Genomic DNA, 22,747 nt, shown 5'->3' on the forward strand with positions numbered 1-22,747 from the left:
GCTCAGGTGGCGGTCCGCTCGCGGCGTGCCAGCAGCCGGACGGCGCCGTCGCCGAGCAGCTGTACGACGGTGACGATCACGATCAGCACGGCGACCGTGAGCAGCATGAAGTCGGTCTCGAAGCGCTGGTAGCCGTACGTCACCGCAACCGAGCCCAGTCCGCCGCCGCCGACCGCGCCGGCCATCGCCGAGTAGCCGACGAGCGTGATCACGGTCGTGGTCAGCCCGGCGATCAGGGAGGGCAGGGCCTGCGGGAGCAGCGCCTTGAGCACCACGGTGGGTACGCCGCCGCCCATCGCCTGCACGGCCTCGACCAGCCCGTGGTCCACCTCGCGCACGGCGGTCTCCACCAGCCGGGCGAAGAAGGGGATCGCGCCGATCGCCAGCGGCACGACCATCGCGGTCGGCCCGATGGAGGTGCCCACCACGAGCCGGGTGAAGGGGATCAGGGCCACCAGCAGGATGATGAACGGGAGCGACCGCCCGATGTTCACGAGCACGCCGACGACCCGGTTGACGGGGGCGTTCTGGAGCAGGCCGCCCTTGTCGGTGAGGACGAGCAGGATGCCCAGGGGCAGCCCGCCCAGCACCGAGACGACGGTGGACCAGAGCACCATGTAGAGGGTGTCGATACATCCCTGGCTCAGCAGGGGCTCCATCTCGTCCCAGGTCATGCGGCACCTTCCTCTTCCGGTCGCAGCGGCGCCCCTGCCGGCGCCTCGTTCGGCCGCTCCGCAGGCCGCGTCTTCCGCTCCTGCGCCGGCGTCTTCCGCAGCAGCGTCGCGGCCTCCCGCTCCTGGGCGGGCGGCACGGTCACGACCTCCGCCTGGAGGCCCTGCTCGCGCAGGTAGCCGATGGGCACGACGTTGTCCTCGAAGCGGCCGGGCAGTTCGATGCGCATCCGGCCGACCTGCCTGCCCGCCACGGTGTCCATGGCGGCGCCGAGGATGGAGATGTCGACGTTGTAGGTGCGCGAGAGCTGGGAGATGACCGGTTCGGTGGCGGTCGCGCCGTGGAAGGTGACGTCGACGACGGTCCGGTCCGCACCGCTGGGCTCGCCGCCGACCGGGAAGAGCGAGCGGGCCAGCTCGGAGCCGGGGGTCGCGAGCAGGTCGGTCAGGGTCCCCGACTCGGTGATCCTGCCGTCGCTCATCAGGGCGGCCGAGTCGCAGACGGCCTTGACCACGTCCATCTCGTGCGTGATGAGCAGCACCGTGAGCCCGAGCTGCCGGTTGAGATCGCGCAGCAGCTGGAGGACGGAGCGGGTGGTCTCGGGGTCGAGGGCGGAGGTGGCCTCGTCCGAGAGCAGCACCTTGGGGTCCCCGGCGAGCGCCCGCGCGATGCCGACGCGCTGCTTCTGGCCGCCGGAGAGCTGGGCGGGGTGGGCTCGCGCCTTGTCGGCGAGGCCGACCAGGTCGAGCAGTTCACCGGCCTTGCGGGTGCGCTCGCGTCCGGAGAGGCCGAGGATCTCCAGCGGCAGTTCGACGTTGCCCCGCACGGTGCGCGAGGAGAGCAGGTTGAAGTGCTGGAAGACCATGCCGATGCGGCTGCGCGCGGCGCGCAGTTCCGCCGTGGGGCGGCGGGAGGCGCGCCCGCGGGCCGCACCGCCGCGCCGGGCGAGCGCGGTCAGCTCCTGGCCGTCGACGGTGACCGTGCCCGAGGTGGGCCGCTCCAGCAGGTTCACGCAGCGGATGAGCGAGGACTTCCCGGCACCGCTCTGCCCGATGACGCCGTACACCTCGCCCTCGCGGACGTGCAGGTTCACACCGTCGAGCGCGGTGATCTCGCGTTCCCTGGTGCGGTAGACCTTGGTCAGGTCCGTGGTGGTGATCACTTGGATTCCGTCACTGTCGAGTGCGCGGCGCGCGCGTTCGCGGCACCGGGCACGTGGCATCCCCTGGGGAGGCGGGGAGGGAGATTCAGGGCAGGCCGCAGCCGGATGGAGCCAGGCGGGGGCACTGCGAGGTGAGCGCGGGGCTCAGATTCCGCTTCGGGGCGCGGGGTGGTGGCTCAGCCGTGGGCCCTCAGAAGGCACACATTCGGCCGGCACACATCCGGTGCGCGGGCATACAACGAGCACCGGGCGTCATCGTCGCCTCGGTCGCAAGGGTGCGGCTGCTCGTCGTGCTCATGGACTCAGTAAAACAGACCGGCACCCGCGACTCGCAAAAATGAGACAACGCGTCCGCATTCTGGACGCAGGCCCGGGCCGGGGAGGGGCGTACGTGCACCGGCCAGCCCTCTGAAAGTCTCTCCGAAACTCACCGTGACCTGCGGCGACGCCGACTCGTGGCAGCGAAGGACCGCGCCCGGCGAGGCGCGCGCCGCTGCCGCCCTGTGGCAAACGCCACGACGCCCCGCGGTGCTCCGGCACCCCGCAGGGGGGTCACGGAGCCAGGCGGAGCGCTCCTCCTAGAATCGTGGACATGCTCACCCCGCTGACGGTCGCGCTCGCCGTGGCCGCCCTCGCACTGGCCGCCTGGTGCGGCCACGCGGCCTACCGCGACCAGTCGACCAAGGACTGGCACTTCATCGGCATGGCCGTGGTGACGGCGCTGGCGCTGGCCCAGCTGGTGGTGGGGATCGTGCAGCTGGCGCGCGGCGAGAAGCCGGCCGACGGGACGGTGATCTTCGTCTCGTACCTGGTCGGGATCGTGTGCTGCGTGCCGGTGACCGGGCTGCTGTCGCTGAGCGAGCGGACCCGCTGGGGTTCGCTCAGCGTGGTGGCCGGTGCGGTGGTGCTGGCCGTACTGCAAGTGCGGCTCTACGACATCTGGAGCGGCAGCGGTGGCTGAGCGGACGGAAGACACGGGCGCCGCGGCGGCACGGGCCGACGGGAGCGGCGGACCCGGCGCCGGCCGGCCGAAGATCGGCAGCGGTCCGGGCAAACTGCTCGTCACGCTGTACGGCATCTTCACCGTCGGCGCCGCGTCCCGCTCCATCGTGCAGTTGTCGACCCACTACGAGGACGCGCCGCTGGCGTACGTCCTGTCCGCCGTCGCCGCGCTCGTCTACGCGTTCATCACCGTCGCCCTGGTGCGCGGCGGCGAGGGTGCCCGCAAGGCGGCGCTGGCGTGCTGCGGCGCGGAGCTGCTCGGCGTGCTGACCGTGGGCACCTGGACGCTGGCCGATCCGTCCGCCTTCCCGGACGCCACCGTCTGGTCCGACTACGGCATGGGGTACCTCTTCCTCCCGCTGGTGCTGCCGGTGACCGGGATGCTGTGGCTGCGCGGCGCCCGCCCGCGGGCCTGACGCCGGCTCAGGCGCTGGTCGTGTACGCCCGCGCGCCCGCTTCCTTCTCCATCGTGATCAGCGTGACGCTGCTGTGCCCGTCCGGCGCGCTGCCGACCGCCGCGTAGCCGTACCTCCGGTAGAGCCGCAGGTTGCCCTCGCTGCGCCCGCCGGTGAACAGGCGGTACCGCTTGGCCGCGCGCTCGGCCAGCAGCCGCTCCTCGATCCGCGCCAGCAGCCGGCCGCCCAGGCCGTGCCGGCGCATGCGCGGATGGACGCACAGCTTGCTGATGCGTGCCGTGGAGTCGGCGTCGACCGTGCCGCGCACGGAACCGACGACCTCCTCGCCGAGCCACGCCACCAGGACGCAGCCCGCGCTCAGCTCGGCCCGCAGCTCCTGGAGGGTCTGGGTGAGCGGTTCGATGCGGTAGTCGCCGTAGAGTTCCGCCTCGGACTGGTAGCAGAGGTACTGAAGCTTGAGGATCTGTTCGGCGTCCTGCTCCGTCGCCGCAGAGATGGTCACGCTCATGCCCATGTGCGCATGCCTCCCCATGTGTGCCGTTTACGCCCGGACCGGCTCGGGTGTGAGGGTGCCGCGCCGGGGCTGTCTGCCTGGAGGACACCGGTTGCTCACCGCACCCTTCCCTGGAGTTGGGGTGCCGCAACCTCCGCCCAGAGCATTGTGCGCGGCATCCGGGACAACCGGAACCTCACCGGCCGGTGACCATCCTGTGAGATTCCCGACGCGCGGCGGACGGTTGGCCGGGCGCCGTCCGTGGGAACGGACGCCGCCGGGCCCGGCCGCCCGGCCGGGCCCGGCGTTCAGGAGCAGCGTTCGGGCTCAGCCCTTCCGGAAGTCCTCCGCCGCAAGCAGGGCGGTGTCCGGGTTGTCGGAGAAGATGCCGTCGATGCCCGTCCCGAAGTAGGCGCGGAAGGCGCCGAACGCGTCCCCGTACGCCTCCGGTTCGGTGCCGCGGCGGAACTCGCGCGGCAGGAAGGTGTTCTCGTTGCGCATCGTGTAGGGGTGCAGCACAAGGCCCTTGGCGTGCGCGTCGCGCACCAGGGTCGTCGGCTCGCCCAGGGAGCCGTCAGGCCGCCGCGGGATGACCAGGTCCAGCGTCGGGCCGATGCCCTTGGCGAAGCCCGCCATCCACGTCAGCCCCTCGGGCGTGACCAGGTCGGCGACCGTACGCGGGTCGCCCGCCTCCTGGAAGTCCCAGGGCCGCGAGGAGGCGGAGCCCAGCAGGACGACGCCGGGGCAGTCCACCAGCTTGTCCAGCTTCTGGATGCTGGTCGGCTCGAAGGACTGGACGAAGTTCGGTGAGTGGCGGTGCTGGCGCCCGTACTTGCGCAGCAGCCGGGCCAGCCGCTCCTCCAGGTCCAGGCCCAGGGACCGGAAGTAGCTGGGGTGTTTGGTCTCGATGTGCAGCCACACCGGCCGCCCGCCGCGCTCACGGCGCTGCGCGTCGGCCCAGCGCAGCACCTCCTCCAAGGTGGGCACCTGCCAGCGGCCGTCGTAGAGCGTGTTGTGCTGCCGCTCCTTGGGCAGCCGCTCCGTGGCGCGCAGCGTCCTGAGTTCGGCGAGCGTGAAGTCCTCGGTGAACCAGCCCGTCAGGGGCTTGCCGTCGATCGGCTTGGTGGTCTTGCGCCCGGCGAACTCGGGGTGGTCGGCCACGTCCGTGGTGCCGGTGATGTCGTTCTCGTGACGGCAGACCAGGTGCCCGTCCTTCGTCGGCACGACGTCCTGTTCGATGACGTCGGCGCCCATGTCCAGGGCGAGTTGGTAGGCGCCCAGGGTGTGCTCGGGGCGGTAGCCGCTGGCGCCGCGGTGGGCGACGACGGCGGGCACCGGCAGGCGGTGCCGGGAGCCCCCGCCCCCCTTCCCCTGCGCCGCCCGCGCCGCGCCCGCCGGGCCCAGCGCGGCCGCGCCCGCGCCGAGTGCCGCCGCGCCCAGCAGGACTCTGCGGCCCGGCCGCTGCTCCTGTGACATGGGGTCTCCTCACTCCGTGATCCGGTGTCGCCTGTGTGTCCCGGCCCCGCCGGGCGCCTCAACACGCGCCCGGCGGCTCGAACAACGCGCCGATCGTAGGTGCGTGGACCTTTCGGGCGGGAGACGCACGGCGGAACACGGCGGAAACACGGCCCTCGGTCCGTCCACGGGCCGATGGTGCTCCCGCGCGCCGCGGCGAGTAATGTCCTCACCTGCGCCGCGCGTGTGCGCCGTACCATCGTCGACGGAGGGTCCGTTGTCCCGTTTCCTGCTGATCAAGGCGCTGCTCGGTTCCGTCCTGCGCCTGCTGCTCCGCCCCCGGGTCCAGGGCGTGGAGAACGTGCCGGGCACCGGTCCGGTGATCCTGGCCGGCAACCACCTCACCTTCATCGACTCGGTGATCCTGCCGCTGGTGTGCAAGCGGCAGGTCTTCTTCATCGGCAAGGACGAGTACGTCACCGGGAAGGGGCTGAAGGGGCGCGCGATGGCGTGGTTCTTCACCGGAGTCGGCATGATCCCGGTCGACCGGGACGGCGGCCGCGGGGGCGTCGCCGCGCTGATGACCGGCCGCCGGGTGCTGGAGGAGGGGCGTGTCTTCGGCATCTACCCCGAGGGCACCCGCTCCCCCGACGGGCGGCTCTACCGGGGCCGTACGGGCATCGCGCGGCTGGCGCTGATGACGGGCGCCCCGGTGGTGCCGTTCGCGATGATCGGCACCGACGAGGTGCAGCCCGGCGGCAACGGCCTGCCCCGGCTGCGCCGCGGCCGGCGCATCAGCGTCCACTTCGGGGAGCCGCTGGACTTCGCGCGCTACGAGGGCATGGACCGCGACCGCTACGTGCTGCGCGCGGTGACCGACGAGGTCATGAGCGAGGTCATGCGGCTCTCGGGCCAGGAGTACGTGGACATGTACGCCACCAAGGCGCGCGCCGCGTGACGCGCCGCGGCCGGGCGGTCCGGCCGCGGCATGGCGCGGAGGCCCGGCCGCTCGCGGTTCCCCGCCGGGCGCGGGGCCGCACGCACGGCGGGCCTCACTCGTGCGCCGGCGGCGAGTCCTCCAGCCGCTGGCCGCGCAGCAGGTGCCAGGACAGGGCCGCGGCGCCCAGCAGGACGGCCGCGCCCACACCGGCCCCGGCCCGCAGCCCTTCGGTGAAGGTGTCCTGGGCGGCCGTCAGCAGCCGCTCGCGGGCCTCCTGCGGCAGGTGCCTGGTCGCCTCGGCCGCTCCGCCCAGGGACTCCCGCGCCGCGTCCGCGCTGCTCTCCGGTACGCCGGGGGGCGTGGCGAAGGTGCGGTAGTAGCCGGTCACCACGGAGCCGAGCAGGGCGATGCCCAGGGCCGCGCCCAGCTCGTACGCCGTCTCCGAGACACCGGAGGCGGCGCCCGCCTGCTCCTTGGGGACGCTGGAGAGGATGACGTCGGCGGTGACGGTGAACGCGAGCCCGGCGCCCAGGCCCAGGAGCAGCAGCACCGGCCCCAGCAGCCAGTAGCCGGTCGCGGGCTGGAGGAAGACGCAGCAGCCCAGGGCCAGCCCGACGGCTGCCAGTCCGCCGGAGACGGCGCCGCGTACCGACGTCCGGCGGGCGATGGTGCCCGCCGCGAGCCCGGCCGCGACGGCGCCCACCGCGGCGGGCAGTTCGGCCAGCCCCGCCTGGAGTGGAGAGCGCTGCTGGACCATCTGGAGGAACTGCGAGAGGAAGAAGATCAGCCCGGACAGGCCCAGGATGGTCAGGAGGTCGGCCAGGACCGCCCCCGAGAAGCCGCGGTGCTGGAAGAGGCGCATGTCCAGCAGGGGCGAGGGCAGCCGCAGCTGCCGCCGTACGAACAGCAGGAGCGCGAGTGAGCCGACCGCTCCGGCCAGCGCCGCGTCCCAGTGGAGGCCGTGTGCCGCCGCTTCCTTGACGGCGTAGACCGCGCCGATGATGCCCACCATGGACAGGCCGACGCTGGGCAGGTCCCAGGGGCCCGGGTCCGGGTTGCGGGACTCGGGGAGCAGCTTGCTGCCCACCAGGACCAGCACGGCCATGACCGGCAGGTTGATCAGGAAGACCGATCCCCACCAGAAGTGCTCGAGCAGGAACCCGCCGACGACCGGGCCGACGGCCGCGCCGGCGGAGGCCATGGCCCCCCAGATGCCCACAGCCAGGCTGCGCTCCCTGGGGTCGGGGAAGAGGTTGCGGATGAGCGCGAGGGTGGAGGGCATCAGCGTCGCGCCCGCCACGCCCAGCAGCGCCCGCCACAGGATCATGGCCTCGGCGCTGTGCGCGTAGGCGGTCAGCAAGGAGACCGCGCCGAAGGCCACGGAGCCGATCAGCAGCAGCCTCTTGCGGCCGATGCGGTCACCGAGGGAGCCCATGGAGACCAGCAGTCCGGCGATGACGAAGGAGTAGACGTCCCCGATCCACAGCAGCTGGGTGCCGGAGGGGCCCAGGTCCTCGCTCAGAAAGGGGGCGGCCAGGCCGAGCACGGTGGCGTCCACGCCCACCAGCAGCACGGCCAGCACCAGCACGGAGAGGGCGATCCAGCGCTGCCGGGCGGGGGCCACCTCGGGCGACGAGCCGTGCGGGGCGGGGCCGATGACCTTCCCGCTCATGACTCCGCCCCTCTGCGTACGCCGCCGAGCAGCAGTTCGGCGGTCATGCGGGCGGAGTCGCGGGCTGCGACCCGGCCGTCCTGGACGGCCCAGGCGGAGGCGGTGATCAGCGCGTACAGGGCCTCGGTGAGCCACACCGAGGTCAGGTCGACGCGGAAGAGCCCCTGCTCCTGGCCGCGCTGGAAGAGCGCGGCGATGCGCTCGTCCAGCGCGGTCCAGCCCGGGTGCTGCGCGCCGGGTTCGAAGAGCTGGTTCTCGGTGAGCAGGAAGGCGAGGAAGCCGGCGTGCCGCCCGGCCTCGTCGATCAGGCGCCGCACCGCCTCCTCGGGGTCCCCCTGCTCGGGCCGCGCCGCGTCCACGGCCGCGGTCAGCTGCTGGATGCCGATCTGCTCCAGCGCCCTGACCAACGCGTCGCGCCCGGCGAACTGCCGGTGGAGGGTGGCCCGGCTGATGCCCGCGGCGCGTGCTATGTCGTCCATCGAGGAGGCCGGCTTGCGGGTCAGCAGGTGGGCGGCCTCGCTCAGCACGTGCTCACGGTCCACAGTCATGAAACGAGACTAACCCGAGTGAGACAGATTTGTCTCATCGCGGGAGTGTGGAGGACCCCTCCCCCGGCACGGCCCTCCCGACCGGTCAGCCCCGGGCGGCGGCCCACTCCCGTTGCAGCGACAGGTCCGCCGTGACCTCGGCGAGCTGTACGGCGACCGCGGCGGGCGCCGTACCGCCCCGCCCGTCGCGTGCGGCGAGCGCTCCGGGCACGTTCAGCACGCGGCGCACCTCCGGGGTCAGGTGCGGGGAGATCTCCGCGAACTGCGCGTCCGTCAGCTCGTCCAGCTCGATGCCGGACGCCTCGCAGGCCTTCACGCACGCACCCGCGACCTCGTGCGCCACCCGGAAGGGCACCCCCTGCTTGACGAGCCACTCGGCGATGTCCGTGGCGAGGGAGAACCCGGCGGGCGCCAGTTGCGCCATCCGCTCCCCGTTGACGGTGAGGGTGGCCATCATCCCGGTGAACGCCGGAAGGAGCAGCTCCAGTTGGTCGCAGGAGTCGAACACCGGCTCCTTGTCCTCCTGGAGGTCGCGGTTGTACGCCAGCGGCAGCGCCTTGAGGGTGGCCATCAGTCCGGTGAGGTTGCCGATGAGCCGCCCGGACTTGCCGCGCGCCAGTTCGGCGATGTCCGGGTTCTTCTTCTGCGGCATGATCGAGGAGCCGGTGGAGAAGGCGTCGTGCAGGGTCACGAAGGAGAACTCCTTCGTGTTCCAGAGGATGACCTCCTCGGCGATCTTCGAGAGGTCCACGCCGATCATCGCGGCGATGAAGGCGAACTCGGCCGCGAAGTCGCGGGAGGCCGTCCCGTCGATCGAGTTGGCCGCCGAGCCGTGCTCGAAGCCCAGCTCGTGGGCGACCGCCTCCGGGTCAAGGCCGAGCGAGGAGCCCGCGAGCGCGCCCGAGCCGTACGGCGAGACGGCCGTACGGGTGTCCCACTGGCGCAGCCGCTCCGCGTCCCGGGACAGCGCCTGGACATGGGCGAGGACATGGTGCGCGAAGAGTACGGGCTGCGCGTGCTGGAGGTGGGTGCGGCCGGGCATCGCGACGTCCTGGTGCGCCCGCGCGAGGCCGGTCAGGGCGTCCTGGAGGTCGGCGAGCAGCCCGCCCAGAATCCGCGCGTGGTCGCGCAGGTACATCCGGAAGAGGGTCGCGATCTGGTCGTTGCGGGAGCGGCCCGCCCGCAGCTTGCCGCCCAGGTCCGGGCCGAGCCGCTCCAGCAGACCGCGCTCCAGCGCGGTGTGCACGTCCTCATCCGCGACGGTGCCGGTGAAGGAGCCGTCGGAGACGTCCGCCGCCAGCTGGTCCAGCCCGTCGAGCATGCGGCGCAGCTCGTCCTCGGTCAGCAGCCCGGCTGTGTGCAGCGCACGCGCGTGGGCGCGCGAGCCCGCGATGTCGTACGGGGCGAGCCGCCAGTCGAAGTGGACGGAGGCGGACAGTTTGGCCAGGGCCTCGCTGGGGCCGTCGGCGAACCGCGCACCCCACAGCCGTACGTCGCCGCCGGCCCCTTGCCGGGCGTCGTCACGCACGTCCTGCCGGACGCCTTCCTGCGGTCCCATGCTCATCGCTGCTGTGCTCCTTGATGGTGGCGCCGACCGGTGGTGTCCCGGCGGCCTCTGGGTGACGCCTGCCCGCCGCCTGGCGGCGAAGGCGCGGCGGCCGGGGCGCGGGCACGGACCGGGGCAGACTACTGCGCGAGGTCACGGCACGCGGCGATGCTGAGGGCATGTCCGGGCGGGCGGGTGCGACGCGGTCGGACCACGGGACCCCCCTCCGTCGAAACATGCACTTCACAGCATAACTATGCAGTCAGGGTCCGCGCCGCGTCAACCCGGCCGGTCGGCGGCCGGCTCACCCCTCGCGCACGGCCTCCGCCAGGATCTGCGCGTGGCTGAGCCCGAGATCCCTGGTGGCCGTCAGGAGCGTGAGGCGACCGCCGGCGGCCAGCTCACGCAGGCGGTCGAGGGCCTCGCGCGGCTCCCGACCGGCCAGCTCCGCCCGGTAGCGCTCGGCGAACGCGTCGAAGCGCCCGGGGTCGTGGCCGTACCAGCGGCGCAGTTCCGTGGAGGGTGCGGCCCCCTTGACCCAGTCGTCAAGCCGCGCCTTCTCCTTGGACATGCCGCGCGGCCAGATACGGTCCACCAGCACCCGCGAGCCATCCCCGCCGGCCGCCTCGTCGTAGATCCGCCGCACCCTGACGTCCGTCTTCCCACTGCTCATGGCACCAGCCTCGCGCCGTGCGGGAGAGCCCGCCACCCGCGCCGCGCACCGGCGCGCCCGGAGCCGGACGCACCCCCGGGGGTCGCCCGCCGTGATCACCGGGCCTGCATACTGTCTCCGGTGCGGACCCGGCGACGGGCCCGCGCGCCGGGCGCGCCACGCACCCGGGCCGACCCCACGCCCCACCGGGGGGCGCGGCTGCGACGAGGGAACAGGGCGAAGATGAACACCACGGACGGCACCAGCCCGTCACCGATCTACGATCGGCTCATAGACGAACACGGGGACGTGCTCGCCGAGACCCGCAAGGTGGCCGAGCAGGCCCTTCGGGAGGCGAGCGAGGCGCTGGACTGGAGCGACCTGCGCTCCCTGCACCGCATCCCCGGTCACCCCGTACGGGCTGCCTGAGGAATCCACCGCAGGCTCTGCCGTACGGGCCGCGGCGCCAGGTCGGGCGGGGGCACCGTCACCGCCTTATGTTGACGCCGTAAACATGCGCTCGGTAGCGTCCCCTCCATGACCGACTTCCCCTCGCTCGCCCGCCGCATGTGGCATCAGCTGGAGCCGCTGCACGCCTCCGTCTACTTCGCCCCCGAGGCCGTCGCCGAGGCGGCCTCGCTGGGCTTCGGCACCGCGTCGCGCTGGCCGCGCTACTTCGCCTACCGCTCCGCCCCCTTCGGCGCGGCCGGGCCGGAGCTGGTGGCGGCCGCGTACTACAGCTTCAGCCCCGCGGCCGTGCGCGCGCACGTACCCGCCGTCTGGGCCACCGCCTCCCCCGAGGAGGTGCTCGCCGCCCGGCTGCGTGCGGTCGACCGCACGGTGCGCGCGCTGACCGGCGACGCCGCCGGGAGCCCGCAGCTCGCCGAGGCGGCGGAGCTGGCCCGTACGGCGGCCGAGGCGGCCGACGTGGGCGGCCGGGCGCTGAGCGCCGCCAACCGGGACCTGCCCTGGCCGCGGGAGCCGCACCTGGCGCTGTGGCAGGCGGCGACGGTACTGCGCGAACACCGGGGCGACGGCCATCTGATGGCCCTGCGCACGGCCGGGCTGGACGGCTGCGAGGCGCTCGTCTCCTTCGAGGCGATCGGCGCCGCGCCGCTCGCCCACTTCGCCTCCCGGGGCTGGACGGAGCAGGAGTGGGCCGCCGCGCGCGAGCGCCTGACCGCGCGCGGCTGGCTGGACGGCGAGGGGCGGGCGACCGAACTGGGGCGCCGCCGGCGTGACAGCATCGAGCGCACCACGGACGAACTGGCCGAGGCACCCTACCGCGCCCTGGGCGAGGAGGGCTGCGCGCGGCTGGCGGAGCTGGTCGGACCGCTCTTCCTCGCGGTCGTGGGCACGGGCATGCTGCCGGCCCGGTCCACGCTGGGCATCCTCACCGTCCAGGCCCCCACCGCCGCCTCGCGGGAGCCGGGAGCCGCGGGGAGCGCGGCGGCCGTACCCGCGACCTGACGGGCGGGCACGCCGTAGCGCGCCGCGGCACCCCGGAGCGCCCTCAGCGCGCCTTCTGCGCCTGCTGGAGCAGGTGTTCGGCCAGCGCCTGGCCGCCGCTCGGGTCGCGGCTGATGAGCATCAGCGTGTCGTCGCCCGCGATGGTGCCCAGGATGTCGTGGACGCCCGCCTGATCGATCGCCGAGGCGAAGAACTGGGCGGCGCCCGGCGGCGTCCGCAGCACCACCAGATTGGCGGACGCCTCCGCCGAGATGAGCAGCTCCCCCGCGAGCCGCGCCATCCGCGCCTCGCTCGCCGACTCGCCGAGCGGGGCGCGGGGCGTACGGTCGCCGCCCTCCCCCGGTACGGCGTAGATGAGTTCGCCGCGGGTGTTGCGGATCTTGACCGCGCCCAGCTCGTCCAGGTCGCGGGAGAGGGTGGCCTGGGTGACGCTCAGCTCGTCGTCGGCGAGCAGCTTGGCCAGCTGGCTCTGGGAACGGACCGGCTGCCGGTTCAGGATGTCCACGATCCGGCGGTGCCTGGCCGTACGGGTCTGCGGCACGGCCTGGCCGTTGTGCTGCTCCTCGGTCATCGTCCCGCTCTTCTCGTCAGGCTGATCGGCCCCCTCGGGCCATCAGGCGCTTCTGGTTCCGCCCATTCCACCGGTTCCGCCCGCCGCGTCGAGGACGGCCGGGAGCGCCCCGAGGAACGCCTGTGCCTCGCTCTCGCCGAGGATCAGCGGAGGGGCGAGCCGGATGACGTCCGGAGCGACCGCGTTCACCAGGAATCCCGCGTCCTGAGCCGCCTGCTGGACATTCGGGGCGACGGACTCGGTGAGCACGATACCCAGCAGCAGTCCCGCGCCGCGGACATGGTCGACCAGCGGGTGGCCGAGCGCGGTGACACCGTCGCGCAGGAGGGCGCCGGTCCGCTTGACCTGGCCCAGGAAGCCGTCGGCGGCGAGCGTCTCCAGCACGGCGAGCCCGGCCGCGCAGGAGACGGGGTTGCCGCCGAAGGTGGAGCCGTGCTGACCGGGGGTGAGGAGGCCGGCCGCGTCGCCGAAGGCGAGGGTGGCGCCGATGGGCATGCCCGCGGCCAGCCCCTTGGCGAGCACCAGCACGTCGGGGCGTACGCCCTGGGCCAGCGAGGCGAACCAGTCTCCGGTGCGGCCGACGCCGGTCTGGATCTCGTCCATGACCAGCAGCGTCCCGGTGGCCTCGGTGATCTCGCGGGCCGCCGCGAGATAGCCCTCGGGCGGCAGCACGACGCCACGCTCGCCCTGCACCGGCTCCAGGATCAGCAGTGCCGTCTGCGTGGTCACGGCCGCGCGCAGGGCCGCCACGTCACCGTAGGGGACATGGCTGACCTCGCCGGGCAGCGGCAGGAACGGCTCCCGCTTGGCGGGCTGCCCGGTGAGCGCGAGGGCGCCCATGGTGCGGCCGTGGAAGCCGCCCTCGGCGGCCACCACGTGGCCGCGGCCGGTGCGCCGGCCGATCTTGAAGGCCGCCTCGACGGCCTCCGCGCCGGAGTTGGAGAAATAGACCCGGCCGGGCATCCCGGCCAGCTCCAGCAGCTTCTCCGCCAGCAGCACCGGCGGTTCGGCGACGAAGAGGTTGGAGACGTGGCCGAGGGTGGCGATCTGGTCGGAGACCGCGCGGACGACCGCGGGGTGCCCGGTGCCCAGGGAGTTGACCGCGATGCCGCCGGTCAGGTCGAGGTAGGAGTTGCCGTCCGCGTCCCACATCCGGGCGCCCTCGCCGTGGGTCAGCGGGATGCGCGGGGTGCCGTAGTTGTCCATCAGCGCGCCCTGCCAGCGCCGGGTGAGCGCGGCGTTGCCGCTCCCCGGGGCGCCGTGGTCCACGCGCTGCGGCGTGCCGTGGAGAGTGCCGGTGGTCTCGGCGGCGCTGGTCATGAGGTGCGCTCCTCCTGGTTCGTGGTCGTACGGGAAGCGGACGCGGGCGTGGTGGGCCGCGCGCCGTCCGGGAGGACCATGGTGCCGATGCCCTCGTCCGTGAAGATCTCCAGCAGGATCGAGTGCTGGACCCGGCCGTCCAGCACGCGCGCCGTCCGCACACCGTTGCGCACGGCGTACAGGCAGCCCTCCATCTTGGGGACCATGCCGCTGGCCAGCTCGGGCAGCAGCTTCTCCAGCTCGCTCGCGGTGAGCTGGCTGATCACCTCGTCGCTGTCGGGCCAGTCGGCGTAGAGGCCCTCGACATCGGTGAGGACCATCAGCGTCTCGGCGCCGAGGGCGGCGGCCAGGGCCGCAGCGGCGGTGTCGGCGTTGATGTTGTAGACGTGGTGGTCGTCCGTACTGCGGGCGATGGAGGAGACGACGGGGATGCGCCCGTTGTCCAGCAGGGCCTGGATGGCCCCGGTGTCCACGGCGGTGATCTCCCCGACCCGGCCGAGGTCGACCGGCTCGCCGTCGACCTCCGCGTAACGCTTGGTGGCCGTCATCGTGTGCGCGTCCTCGCCGGTCATCCCCACCGCCAGCGGCCCGTGTCGGTTGAGCAGGCCGACCAGCTCGCGCTGCACCTGCCCGGCCAGCACCATGCGGACGACGTTCATCGTCTCCAGCGAGGTGACCCGCAGCCCGGCCCGGAACTCCGACTCCAGGCCGAGCTCGTCCAGCTGGCGGTTGATCTGCGGTCCGCCGCCGTGCACGACGACCGGACGCAGCCCGGCGTGCCGCAGGAAGACGACGTCCTGGGCGAAGGCGGACTTCAGCTCGTCGTCGACCATGGCGTTGCCGCCGAACTTGATGACGACGGTCCGCCCGTGGTGCCGGGTGAGCCAGGGCAGCGCCTCGACGAGCGTCTCCGCCTTGGGCAGCGCGGTGTGCCTGCGGGCCGTCATGAGCTGTACGCGCTGTTCTCGTGGACGTAGTCGGCGGTCAGGTCGTTGGTCCAGATGACCGCCGACTCCGTACCGGCCGCCAGGTCGGCGGTGATGACGACCTCCCGGTAGCGCATGTCCACCAGGTCGCGGTCCTCGCCGACCGAGCCGCCGCGGCAGACCCAGACGCCGTTGATGGCGACGTTCAGCGCGTCCGGCTCGAACACGGCGGAGGTGGTGCCGATCGCGGAGAGCACCCGGCCCCAGTTCGGGTCCTCGCCGTGCAGGGCGCACATGAGGAGGTTGTTGCGGGCGATGGAGCGGCCGACCTCAACCGCGTCGTCCTCGCTCGCGGCGCCCACCACCTCGATGCGGATGTCCTTGGAGGCCCCCTCCGCGTCCCCGATCAGCTGCCGGGCCAGGTCGGCGCAGAGGGCGCGTACCGCCTCGGCGAACTCCTCGCGGCCGGGCGCCGTGCCGGAGGCGCCGGAGGCGAGCAGCAGGACCGTGTCGTTGGTGGACATGCAGCCGTCGGAGTCGATGCGGTCGAAGGTCGTACGGGTGGCCGCGCGCAGCACCTCGTCCAGCTGGGGGGCGGCCACCTCCGCGTCGGTGGTGAGCACGACGAGCATGGTGGCCAGCCCGGGCGCGAGCATGCCCGCGCCCTTGGCCATGCCGCCCACCGACCAGCCGTCGCCCTCGACGACGGCGCTCTTGTGCACGCTGTCGGTCGTCTTGATGGCGATGGCCGCCTTCTCCCCGCCGTGCGCGGAGAGTTCACCGGCGGCCTTGGCGATGCCGGGCAGCAGCCGGTCCATCGGGAGCCGGAGGCCGATCAGTCCGGTGGAGGCGACGGCCGTCTCGGCGGCGTCGACGCCGAGCGCCTCGGCGGCCCGCTCGGCGGTGGCGTGGGTGTCCTGGAAGCCGGGCGCACCGGTGCAGGCGTTGGCACCGCCCGAGTTGAGGACGACGCAGGAGACCCGCCCGCCCTTGAGCACCTGCTCCGACCACAGGACCGGCGCGGCCTTGACCCGGTTGGAGGTGAACACTCCGGCGGCGGCCCGCAGGGGGCCCTCGTTGACGACCAGGGCCAGGTCCGGGTCACCGCTGTCCTTGATCCCGGCGGCGATGCCCGCGGCCGTGAACCCCTTCGCGGCTGTCACGCTCACGGTGCCACTCCGATCGTGGGAAGTCCCTGCGTCTCGGGGAGACCGAGGGCGAGGTTCATGCTCTGCACCGCGCCGCCGGCGGTGCCCTTGGTGAGGTTGTCCAGGGCGGCCAGCACGACGATCCGGCCCGCCGCCTGGTCGTACGCGGTCTGGAGCAGTACCTGGTTGGTGCCCTGGACCGCGCCCGTGGACGGCCACCGGTCCTCGGGCAGCAGGTGGACGAACGGCTCGTCCTGGTACGCCTTTTCGTACGCGGCGCGCAGCGCCTCGGCGGTCAGCCCGGGGCGGGCGCGTGCGGTGCAGGTAGCCAGGATGCCGCGGGACATGGGGGCGAGCGTCGGGGTGAAGGAGACGCTCACCGCCTGGCCGGCCGCCGCCGAGAGGTTCTGGATCATCTCCGGCGTGTGCCGGTGCGAGCCGCCGACTCCGTAGGGGCTCATGGAGCCCATCACCTCGCTGCCCAGGAGGTGCGGCTTGAGCGCCTTGCCCGCGCCCGAGGTGCCCGTCGCGGCGACGATCACCGCCTCGGGCTCGGCGAGGCCCGCCGCGTAGGCCGGGAAGAGGGCGAGAGAGACGGCCGTCGGGTAGCAGCCGGGGACCGCGACCCGCCGGGAGCCGCGCAGGGCCTCCCGGGCACCGGGCAGCTCGGGGAGGCCGTAGGGCCAGGTGCCCGCGTGCGGGGTGCCGTAGAACCGCTGCCAGTCGTCCGCGTCGGTGAGCCGGAAGTCGGCGCCGCAGTCGATGACGAGGACGTCCTCACCCAGCTCGGCGGCGACCGCCGCGGACCGGCCGTGCGGCAGGGCGAGGAAGACGACGTCGTGACCGCGCAGGACCTCGGCGTCGGTCGGCTCCAGCACGCGCTCCGCGAGCGGACCCGCGCCGAGCTGCGGCTGCAGCTCGCCCAGGCGCCGGCCCGCGTGGGAATGGCCGGTCAGCGCCCCGATCTCCACCTCGGGATGCCCGGCAAGCAGTCGCAGCAGCTCACCGCCCGCGTACCCGCTCGCCCCTGCCACCGCTGCTCGCACGACCATCGAAGCCTCCATCCTTGATGGCATGACTATACGTACTCATGCAGTGTTATGCAATGCAGTGCCGATGAGAGGCCGCGGCGTCCGTGACGGCGCGGGGCCGTGACGGGGCGCCCGCGTACCCTCGTCACCCGTGCCAGTCTCACCCCTCCGCCACATCGCCGTCCTCGTGCTCGAAGGCGCGAAGCCTCTCGATGTCGGGATTCCCGCGCAGGTGTTCACGACCCGCGCGAGCATGCCGTACGAAGTGCGGGTGTGCGGCGCGCGAGCCGGTCTGGTGACCGGCGGTGACGGCCTGTCGTACAGCGTGGCCCACGGTCTTGGCGCACTGGAGTGGGCGGACATCGTCTTCGTCCCCGGCTACCGGTCCCCCGACCGCGACGACCCGCCGCCGGCCGTCGTCGACGCGCTGATCGGCGCGTACGACCGGGGCGCGCGGCTCGCCGCGATCTCGACGGGCGCCTTCGCACTCGCCGCCACGGGCCTGCTCGACGGCAAGCGCGCGACGACACACTGGCATTACACGCGGGCACTCGCGGCCAGGCATCCGCTGGTCCAGGTCGACGAGAACGTCCTGTTCGTCGACGAGGGCAGCGTGCTCACCTCGGCCGGCGCCGCCTCGGGCATCGACCTGTGCCTGCACGTGCTGCGCGGCGACCTGGGGGTGGCCGCGTCGAACCACGCGGCCCGGCGCCTGGTGGCGGCCCCCTACCGCAGCGGCGGCCAGGCACAGTACGTGCCGCGCAGCGTGCCCGAGCCGCTCGGCGAGCGGTTCGCCGCCACCCGGGAGTGGGCGCTGCACCGGCTCGGCGAGGCCCTCACCCTCGAAGCGCTCGCCCGGCACGCGGCGGTGTCGCCGCGCACGTTCTCGCGGCGCTTCGCCCAGGACACGGGGTACACGCCGATGCAGTGGGTCATGCGCGTACGCGTCGACGCGGCCCGCGAACTGCTGGAGCGTTCGCAGCGGAGCGTCGACCAGATCGCCGGCGACGTCGGACTGGGCACCGGTACGAATCTGCGGCTGCACTTCCATCGCATCCTCGGCACCACGCCGAGCGAGTACCGGCGCACCTTCACCCGGGGCGAGTAGCCCGCCGCCACGTGGCGTGATCCTTTCGGAGCGTGGCGATCACGCCGCTGTCCCCGGCTGACGCCGCACGCGAACCTGAAGGCGGACCCGAAGGGACACACTCATGACTCGCATCGCCATCAACGGATTCGGCCGCATCGGACGCAACGTGCTGCGCGCACTGCTCGAACGCGAGAGCGACCTCGAGGTCGTCGCCGTCAACGACCTCACGGAGCCCGCCACCCTCGCGCGGCTGCTCGCCTACGACACGACGGCGGGCAGGCTCGGTCGCCCGGTGACCGTGGACGGAGACGTCCTCGTCGTCGACGGCCGCCGCGTCACCGTGCTCGCCGAGCGCGAACCGGCGCGGCTGCCGTGGGCCGAACTGGGCGTCGACCTCGTGCTCGAGGCGACCGGCCGCTTCACCTCGGCCGCGGCCGCCCGCGCCCACCTGGACGCGGGCGCCAAGAGGGTACTCATCAGCGCGCCGGCCGAAGGTGCCGAGGTCACCCTCGCGTACGGCGTCAACACCGGCGCCTACGACCCGGCGGCGCACACGATCGTCTCGAACGCCTCCTGCACGACCAACGCGCTCGCGCCGCTGGCCGCCGTGCTCGACGACCTCGCCGGTATCGAGCACGGCTTCATGACGACGGTGCACGCCTACACGCAGGAGCAGAACCTCCAGGACGGCCCGCACCGCGACGCCCGCCGCGCCCGCGCCGCCGCCGTCAACATCGTGCCGACCACCACCGGCGCCGCCAAGGCGATCGGCCTCGTGCTGCCCAACCTCCACGGCAGGCTGTCGGGCGACTCGATCCGCGTGCCGGTCCCGGTGGGCTCGATCGTCGAACTCAACACGGCCGTCGCCCGGGACGTGACGCGCGAGGACGTGCTGGCGGCGTACCGCGCCGCGGCCGAGGGGCCGCTCGCGGGCATCCTCGAGTACTCGGACGACCCGCTCGTCTCCTCCGACATCACGGGTAATCCGGCCTCCTCGATCTTCGACTCGGCCCTCACCCGCGTGGACGGCCGGCACGTCAAGGTGGTCGCCTGGTACGACAACGAGTGGGGCTTCTCGAACCGCGTGGTCGATACGCTCGGGCTCCTCGCCTCCAGCTGACCGCACGTCGCCGGTCAGTTCGCCCGACCCGCCGCGGCACCGCCGGCGGGGCGGGCGCAGCGTACGTGCCCGGAGGTGATCGCGTCCCGGGGCAGACAGAGGCCGAGGGCTCGCTCCAGTCCGGCGAAGGACAGCGGGATGCCGTCCGTCCGGTCGGTGCGTTCCTCCGCGCGGCGGAGGTGCGGGTTGAGGAAGCTCAGCGGCGCTTCGGGGGCGAAGGGCCTCTCGCCCGGGGTGTACCAGCCCAGTTCGTACATTTCCGGGCGTGCGCCGGCGCCGTTCTCGAGCGGGCAGGGGTTCTGGTGCACCCCGTCCTTGCTGTAGCGGAAGTCGTAGACGGCTTTACCCATGGTCGCGGTCAGCGTGACCAGCTGCGCGGGAGGCGGCTGGAGTGCGCGGGTGAAGGCGTGGTCGCGGGTCGGCCCGGATATCCGGCTCCCGCCGCGTCCCGTCCGTCGCCCGCGTCGGGCACTGACGGAACGCGAGACGGAGGTCCTGGTGCTGATCGCGCAGGGCATGTCGGACACGGCGGCGGTGTTCGCCTACGAGTCGGGCCTGGTGCGCCCGGCCGGCGCCTGGCTCCCGGCCGGAGGCTGCGGCACTCCGTGAGTACGATCATCCGCATGACCGACCTCGTCGCGCCCGTACAGGCCCTGATCGTTGTGGACGTCCAGACGGCCTTCGTCTCCGGGCCTGACGCCGTGCCCGGAGCGGCCCGGCTGCTCCAGCGCACCGACGACCTGATCGCCAGGGCACGTGCGCACGACGCGCTCATCGTCCATCTCCAGAACGACGGCCAGGCCGGGGCGCCGGACGAACCGGAGACCCTGGGCTGGCGGTTGTGGATACGGGTCGCCGAGGGGCCGCGGGAGATCGTCGTGCGCAAGCCGAGGGACGACGGATTCGACGGCACGCGGCTGAGCGGGCTGCTGACCGGCACGGGGGTGCGGGCGCTGGCCGTCTGCGGCGTGATGTCCGAGATGTGCGTGAGCGCGACCGCCCGTACGGCCCTCGCCCAGGGCTACCGGGTGGTCGTCCCGCACGACGCCCACGCCACGCAGGACGCTCCGGCGGTGGCGGGCATCAGCGAGGCGATCCCGGCGGCGACGGTGTCGCGGGTGGCGGAGTGGGCGCTGGGCAGCGACGCCGAGATCCTCGCGCACGCCTCCGACGTCACCTTCGAGGCACTCCCCCACCCGCTGCCCTGACCCTGCCCGCACCCTCCCCGCTCCCCTTCCTCCACCGCCGCAGCGGTCTGCGGGGCGCCGGTTTCCTCAGGCGTCGCGGCGGCACACCACGACCACGGCCACCACCGCGGCGACGAGCGGCCAGGCGGCGAGGACGACCCACGCCTCGGTGACCGACACCGGGTACTTGCCCAGGCCGAAAGAGCTGTCCGGGTTGAGGACGAGCCTTTCCCAGGCTGTGAGCGGCATCGCGTTGCCGATCTCCTTGACCCAGCGGTAGGTGTCCCCCTGGAAGAGCGCCGGGAGGAGCAGCAGCACGCCGATGACGCCTACCACGGTGCCGGCGGCATGCCGGATGAGCGCCCCCAGCCCCATGCCCACCAGCGCGCACAGCGGCGCCAGCACAGCGGAGGCAGCGACGGCGCGCAGCGCCCCTGGGTCGGCGAGCGAGAGACCGCCGTGGTCGTGCAGGAACGCCTGGGTGAGGAAGAAGGAAGACCCGGCGCCGAAGGCGCCGAAGGCGAGCATGACGGCCGTGACGACCGCCACCTTGGCGCTCAGCAGCGCACGGCGGTCGGGAACGGCCACGAGGGTGGTACGGATGAGACCGGTGCTGTACTCGCCCACGATCGTGAGCGCACCGACGCTGGCGGCGAGCACCATCAGGATCTGCCACGCGGGATCGACGAACGCGGTCCCCATCGCGTCGAAGCGGAACTCGGGGTGGAACGGATCGGCCAGCGGCTGGGTCCGGAGCCGGCTGGCGTTCGTCCGTGCCGAGTGCTCTGCGCGGCCGTGGCCCGCAGGAGGCCGCTGTCCGCACTGGCCCTGCTGCTGGCCGGTACGGTCCTCTCGACTGTCGCGCTGAGCGTGAAGGACATCCCCCTGCCGCAGTTCCTGGCGGTGGACATCGCGCTGTGCTTCGTCGCGGCGACCCGGCCGCGCCGTGTCTCGGCCACCGCCGCGGGGATGGCGCTGAGCGTGGTCGTCGGCTACTCGACGGTCCGGGTGCTGCTGGGCATGCCCGTCGTCGCCTCGACGATGCTGGTGGTCACGCTCACGACCGTCATCGCCTGGCTGATCGGCAACTCGATCCACCAGGGGCACGTGCACGCCGACCGACTGCGCGCGCAGGCCGCGTCGCAGGCCGTCACCGCGGAGCGGCTGCGGATCGCCCGTGAGCTGCACGACATGGTGGCGCACAGCATCGGGATCATCGCCATCCAGGCGGGAGTGGGCAGCCGGGTCATGGACACCCAGCCCGCCGAGGCCCGCAAGAGCCTCTCTGCCATCGAAGCCACCAGCAGGGACACGCTGTCCGGACTGCGGCGGATGCTGGGCGCGCTCCGCCAGGCCGAACCGGCACGGGCGGACGACTCGGTCGCCGGCCCGGCGCCCGCACCCGGAAGCACACCAGGACACGCACCCGGACGCCTGCCCAGGGAACCGGCCCCGGGGCTGGCCGACCTCGACCGACTGGCCGCAGCCACCTTGGCCGCCGGGGTCCGCGTCGACATCCGGCGCGACGGGCACCCCCGGCCCCTGCCAGCAGCGCTGCGGTGAGGGCGGCCCCGGTCCGCGTCGTGCTCGCCGACGACCAGCCGCTCGTCCGTGCCGGGCTGCGTGTGCTCGTGGCCGACACCCCCGATCTCGAAGTCGTCGGTGAGGCCGGTACGGGTGCCGAGGCGGTCCGGCTGGCCCACGACACCCGCCCCGACGTGGTGGTCATGGACATCCGGATGCCCGGCATGGACGGCATCGAGGCCACCCACCGCATCACCACCGCGCCTCGGACCGCCACCCGCGTCCTCGTCCTGACCACCTTCGACGACGACTACGTCTACGGCGCCCTGCGGGCCGGGGCCAGCGGCTTCCTCGTGAAGGACATGGCGCTCGAGGAGATCCTCAACGCCATCCGCGTCGTCGGAGCCGGGGACGCCCTCATCGCCCCCGGCATCACCCGCCGACTCATCGCCGAATTCGCCACCCGCCCCAGCGCAGGGGCCCCCGTACCGCCGCACCGCGTGCTGACCGGCATCACCGACCGCGAGCGCGAAGTCCTCACCCTGGTGGCACGCGGCCACGCCAACTCCGAGATCGCCGCGCTCCTCCACATCACCACCGCCACCGTCAAGGCGCACGTGGCGCGGCTGTTCACCAAGCTGGACGCCCGCGACCGCGTCCACCTGGTGATCCTCGCCTACGAGGCGGGGCTGGTACCGCCTGCGCGGTGACCGCCGCCGCGACTCCTCCACCGCGCGGCGGAAGCCGATACGCCTGGCGCACGACGCGGGCAGCCGGTTGCCGGACGAGGCTGGGACCTGGT

The 22,747-nt window shown here is 73.2% G+C and carries 25 protein-coding genes; 10 read left to right on the forward strand and 15 right to left on the reverse strand.

The window, feature by feature from the left end:
- Positions 1–2: 2 nt before the first annotated feature.
- Together H299_RS0128275 and H299_RS36745 are read right to left on the reverse strand one after the other, a co-directional pair.
- On the reverse strand, positions 3–674 hold the full coding sequence (locus H299_RS0128275; RefSeq protein ID WP_027751162.1) for a methionine ABC transporter permease: 672 nt from the start codon (positions 672–674) through the stop codon (positions 3–5).
- Positions 671–1,834 carry an ATP-binding cassette domain-containing protein gene (locus tag H299_RS36745; RefSeq protein ID WP_078513114.1) on the reverse strand — a complete coding sequence of 388 codons (1,164 nt, stop codon included), beginning with the start codon at positions 1,832–1,834 and terminating at the stop codon, positions 671–673. Before H299_RS36745 ends, H299_RS0128275 begins: the two co-directional genes overlap by 4 nt.
- 592 nt (positions 1,835–2,426) lie before the next feature.
- On the opposite strand from H299_RS36745, the gene H299_RS0128285 reads away from it, so the two are divergent.
- Positions 2,427–2,795 (forward strand): hypothetical protein, encoded by a 369-nt coding sequence (locus tag H299_RS0128285; RefSeq protein WP_027751163.1) that lies wholly within the window; start codon positions 2,427–2,429, stop codon positions 2,793–2,795.
- Complete coding sequence (locus H299_RS0128290) at positions 2,788–3,252, forward strand: hypothetical protein (RefSeq protein WP_027751164.1); 465 nt, start codon at positions 2,788–2,790, stop codon at positions 3,250–3,252. The genes H299_RS0128285 and H299_RS0128290 overlap by 8 nt, the downstream gene beginning before the upstream one ends.
- Before the next feature lie 7 nt (positions 3,253–3,259).
- On the opposite strand, the gene H299_RS0128295 is transcribed toward H299_RS0128290, so the two are convergent.
- Complete coding sequence (locus H299_RS0128295; RefSeq protein ID WP_027751165.1) at positions 3,260–3,766, reverse strand: GNAT family N-acetyltransferase; 507 nt, start codon at positions 3,764–3,766, stop codon at positions 3,260–3,262.
- A 306-nt stretch (positions 3,767–4,072) separates the two neighbouring features.
- Complete coding sequence (locus H299_RS0128300) at positions 4,073–5,221, reverse strand: glycerophosphodiester phosphodiesterase (RefSeq protein ID WP_027751166.1); 1,149 nt, start codon at positions 5,219–5,221, stop codon at positions 4,073–4,075.
- A gap of 256 nt (positions 5,222–5,477) precedes the next feature.
- On the opposite strand from H299_RS0128300, the gene H299_RS0128305 reads away from it, so the two are divergent.
- Entirely contained in the window at positions 5,478–6,158 is a 681-nt protein-coding gene (locus H299_RS0128305; protein WP_027751167.1) for a lysophospholipid acyltransferase family protein, read from the forward strand.
- Positions 6,159–6,252: 94 nt separating this feature from the next.
- On the opposite strand, the gene H299_RS0128310 is transcribed toward H299_RS0128305, so the two are convergent.
- From H299_RS0128310 to H299_RS0128325, 4 genes are all read right to left on the reverse strand, one after another.
- Positions 6,253–7,812 (reverse strand): MFS transporter, encoded by a 1,560-nt coding sequence (locus H299_RS0128310; RefSeq protein WP_027751168.1) that lies wholly within the window; start codon positions 7,810–7,812, stop codon positions 6,253–6,255.
- Positions 7,809–8,360 carry a TetR/AcrR family transcriptional regulator gene (locus H299_RS0128315; protein ID WP_027751169.1) on the reverse strand — a complete coding sequence of 184 codons (552 nt, stop codon included), beginning with the start codon at positions 8,358–8,360 and terminating at the stop codon, positions 7,809–7,811. Before H299_RS0128315 ends, H299_RS0128310 begins: the two co-directional genes overlap by 4 nt.
- 85 nt (positions 8,361–8,445) lie before the next feature.
- On the reverse strand, positions 8,446–9,918 hold the full coding sequence (gene argH, locus H299_RS0128320; protein WP_051262969.1) for an argininosuccinate lyase: 1,473 nt from the start codon (positions 9,916–9,918) through the stop codon (positions 8,446–8,448).
- Positions 9,919–10,210: 292 nt separating this feature from the next.
- Positions 10,211–10,579 carry a DUF488 family protein, N3 subclade gene (locus tag H299_RS0128325; protein ID WP_027751171.1) on the reverse strand — a complete coding sequence of 123 codons (369 nt, stop codon included), beginning with the start codon at positions 10,577–10,579 and terminating at the stop codon, positions 10,211–10,213.
- A 222-nt stretch (positions 10,580–10,801) separates the two neighbouring features.
- On the opposite strand from H299_RS0128325, the gene H299_RS0128330 reads away from it, so the two are divergent.
- Together H299_RS0128330 and H299_RS36750 are read left to right on the forward strand one after the other, a co-directional pair.
- Positions 10,802–10,987, forward strand: coding sequence for a hypothetical protein (locus tag H299_RS0128330; protein ID WP_027751172.1), 186 nt, complete (start codon positions 10,802–10,804; stop codon positions 10,985–10,987).
- 108 nt (positions 10,988–11,095) lie between these two features.
- Positions 11,096–12,028 (forward strand): SCO6745 family protein, encoded by a 933-nt coding sequence (locus tag H299_RS36750; protein ID WP_051262932.1) that lies wholly within the window; start codon positions 11,096–11,098, stop codon positions 12,026–12,028.
- A gap of 43 nt (positions 12,029–12,071) precedes the next feature.
- Here H299_RS36750 and H299_RS0128340 read toward each other — a convergent pair whose 3' ends face one another.
- From H299_RS0128340 to argC, 5 genes are read right to left on the reverse strand one after another with little or no spacing between them, the layout of a single operon-like run.
- A complete protein-coding gene (locus H299_RS0128340) occupies positions 12,072–12,599 on the reverse strand; it encodes an arginine repressor (RefSeq protein ID WP_027751173.1) in 528 nt (175 codons plus the stop codon).
- A gap of 42 nt (positions 12,600–12,641) precedes the next feature.
- The gene (locus tag H299_RS0128345) at positions 12,642–13,919 is read right to left on the reverse strand and encodes an acetylornithine transaminase (protein ID WP_078513115.1); all 1,278 of its coding nucleotides are present in this window, start codon (positions 13,917–13,919) and stop codon (positions 12,642–12,644) included.
- Complete coding sequence (gene argB / locus H299_RS36755) at positions 13,916–14,866, reverse strand: acetylglutamate kinase (RefSeq protein WP_051262933.1); 951 nt, start codon at positions 14,864–14,866, stop codon at positions 13,916–13,918. Before argB ends, H299_RS0128345 begins: the two co-directional genes overlap by 4 nt.
- On the reverse strand, positions 14,863–16,014 hold the full coding sequence (gene argJ, locus H299_RS0128355) for a bifunctional glutamate N-acetyltransferase/amino-acid acetyltransferase ArgJ (RefSeq protein ID WP_027751175.1): 1,152 nt from the start codon (positions 16,012–16,014) through the stop codon (positions 14,863–14,865). The genes argB and argJ overlap by 4 nt, the downstream gene beginning before the upstream one ends.
- Entirely contained in the window at positions 16,011–17,045 is a 1,035-nt protein-coding gene (argC, locus tag H299_RS0128360; RefSeq protein WP_027751176.1) for an N-acetyl-gamma-glutamyl-phosphate reductase, read from the reverse strand. Before argC ends, argJ begins: the two co-directional genes overlap by 4 nt.
- A gap of 130 nt (positions 17,046–17,175) precedes the next feature.
- Here argC and H299_RS0128365 point away from each other — a divergent pair, with 130 nt between their 5' ends.
- Together H299_RS0128365 and gap are read left to right on the forward strand one after the other, a co-directional pair.
- Complete coding sequence (locus H299_RS0128365) at positions 17,176–18,132, forward strand: helix-turn-helix domain-containing protein (RefSeq protein ID WP_027751177.1); 957 nt, start codon at positions 17,176–17,178, stop codon at positions 18,130–18,132.
- A gap of 103 nt (positions 18,133–18,235) precedes the next feature.
- A complete protein-coding gene (gene gap, locus H299_RS0128370; RefSeq protein WP_027751178.1) occupies positions 18,236–19,234 on the forward strand; it encodes a type I glyceraldehyde-3-phosphate dehydrogenase in 999 nt (332 codons plus the stop codon).
- A 14-nt stretch (positions 19,235–19,248) separates the two neighbouring features.
- Here the strand turns inward: gap and H299_RS0128375 are convergent, their stop codons facing one another.
- The gene (locus tag H299_RS0128375) at positions 19,249–19,584 is read right to left on the reverse strand and encodes a hypothetical protein (RefSeq protein WP_027751179.1); all 336 of its coding nucleotides are present in this window, start codon (positions 19,582–19,584) and stop codon (positions 19,249–19,251) included.
- Positions 19,585–19,857: 273 nt separating this feature from the next.
- Between H299_RS0128375 and H299_RS0128385 the strand changes: the two genes are divergently transcribed.
- On the forward strand, positions 19,858–20,442 hold the full coding sequence (locus H299_RS0128385) for an isochorismatase family protein (RefSeq protein WP_027751181.1): 585 nt from the start codon (positions 19,858–19,860) through the stop codon (positions 20,440–20,442).
- 66 nt (positions 20,443–20,508) lie between these two features.
- Here the strand turns inward: H299_RS0128385 and H299_RS40715 are convergent, their stop codons facing one another.
- Positions 20,509–21,123 carry an ABC transporter permease gene (locus tag H299_RS40715; RefSeq protein WP_051262934.1) on the reverse strand — a complete coding sequence of 205 codons (615 nt, stop codon included), beginning with the start codon at positions 21,121–21,123 and terminating at the stop codon, positions 20,509–20,511.
- Positions 21,124–21,216: 93 nt separating this feature from the next.
- Here H299_RS40715 and H299_RS40720 point away from each other — a divergent pair, with 93 nt between their 5' ends.
- Both H299_RS40720 and H299_RS0128400 read left to right on the forward strand, forming a co-directional pair.
- Entirely contained in the window at positions 21,217–21,984 is a 768-nt protein-coding gene (locus tag H299_RS40720; RefSeq protein WP_486587464.1) for a sensor histidine kinase, read from the forward strand.
- On the forward strand, positions 21,981–22,655 hold the full coding sequence (locus H299_RS0128400) for a response regulator transcription factor (protein ID WP_027751371.1): 675 nt from the start codon (positions 21,981–21,983) through the stop codon (positions 22,653–22,655). The genes H299_RS40720 and H299_RS0128400 overlap by 4 nt, the downstream gene beginning before the upstream one ends.
- Positions 22,656–22,747 lie beyond the last annotated feature (92 nt).

It is taken from the genome of Streptomyces sp. CNH287, from assembly GCF_000424825.1.

Coding starts and splice junctions, on each gene's coding strand:
- H299_RS0128300 (WP_027751166.1), bottom strand. CDS start 5,221: ATGTCACAGGAGCAGCGGCCGGGCCGCAGAGTCCTGCTGGGCGCGGCG.
- H299_RS0128375 (WP_027751179.1), bottom strand. CDS start 19,584: ATGGGTAAAGCCGTCTACGACTTCCGCTACAGCAAGGACGGGGTGCAC.
- H299_RS0128275 (WP_027751162.1), bottom strand. CDS start 674: ATGACCTGGGACGAGATGGAGCCCCTGCTGAGCCAGGGATGTATCGAC.
- argH (WP_051262969.1), bottom strand. CDS start 9,918: ATGGGACCGCAGGAAGGCGTCCGGCAGGACGTGCGTGACGACGCCCGG.
- H299_RS40715 (WP_051262934.1), bottom strand. CDS start 21,123: ATGGGGACCGCGTTCGTCGATCCCGCGTGGCAGATCCTGATGGTGCTC.
- argC (WP_027751176.1), bottom strand. CDS start 17,045: ATGGTCGTGCGAGCAGCGGTGGCAGGGGCGAGCGGGTACGCGGGCGGT.
- H299_RS0128295 (WP_027751165.1), bottom strand. CDS start 3,766: ATGGGCATGAGCGTGACCATCTCTGCGGCGACGGAGCAGGACGCCGAA.
- H299_RS0128345 (WP_078513115.1), bottom strand. CDS start 13,919: ATGACCAGCGCCGCCGAGACCACCGGCACTCTCCACGGCACGCCGCAG.
- H299_RS0128285 (WP_027751163.1), top strand. CDS start 2,427: ATGCTCACCCCGCTGACGGTCGCGCTCGCCGTGGCCGCCCTCGCACTG.
- H299_RS0128330 (WP_027751172.1), top strand. CDS start 10,802: ATGAACACCACGGACGGCACCAGCCCGTCACCGATCTACGATCGGCTC.
- H299_RS36750 (WP_051262932.1), top strand. CDS start 11,096: ATGACCGACTTCCCCTCGCTCGCCCGCCGCATGTGGCATCAGCTGGAG.
- H299_RS0128325 (WP_027751171.1), bottom strand. CDS start 10,579: ATGAGCAGTGGGAAGACGGACGTCAGGGTGCGGCGGATCTACGACGAG.
- H299_RS0128340 (WP_027751173.1), bottom strand. CDS start 12,599: ATGACCGAGGAGCAGCACAACGGCCAGGCCGTGCCGCAGACCCGTACG.
- H299_RS0128385 (WP_027751181.1), top strand. CDS start 19,858: ATGACCGACCTCGTCGCGCCCGTACAGGCCCTGATCGTTGTGGACGTC.
- argB (WP_051262933.1), bottom strand. CDS start 14,866: ATGACGGCCCGCAGGCACACCGCGCTGCCCAAGGCGGAGACGCTCGTC.
- H299_RS0128315 (WP_027751169.1), bottom strand. CDS start 8,360: ATGACTGTGGACCGTGAGCACGTGCTGAGCGAGGCCGCCCACCTGCTG.
- gap (WP_027751178.1), top strand. CDS start 18,236: ATGACTCGCATCGCCATCAACGGATTCGGCCGCATCGGACGCAACGTG.
- H299_RS0128310 (WP_027751168.1), bottom strand. CDS start 7,812: ATGAGCGGGAAGGTCATCGGCCCCGCCCCGCACGGCTCGTCGCCCGAG.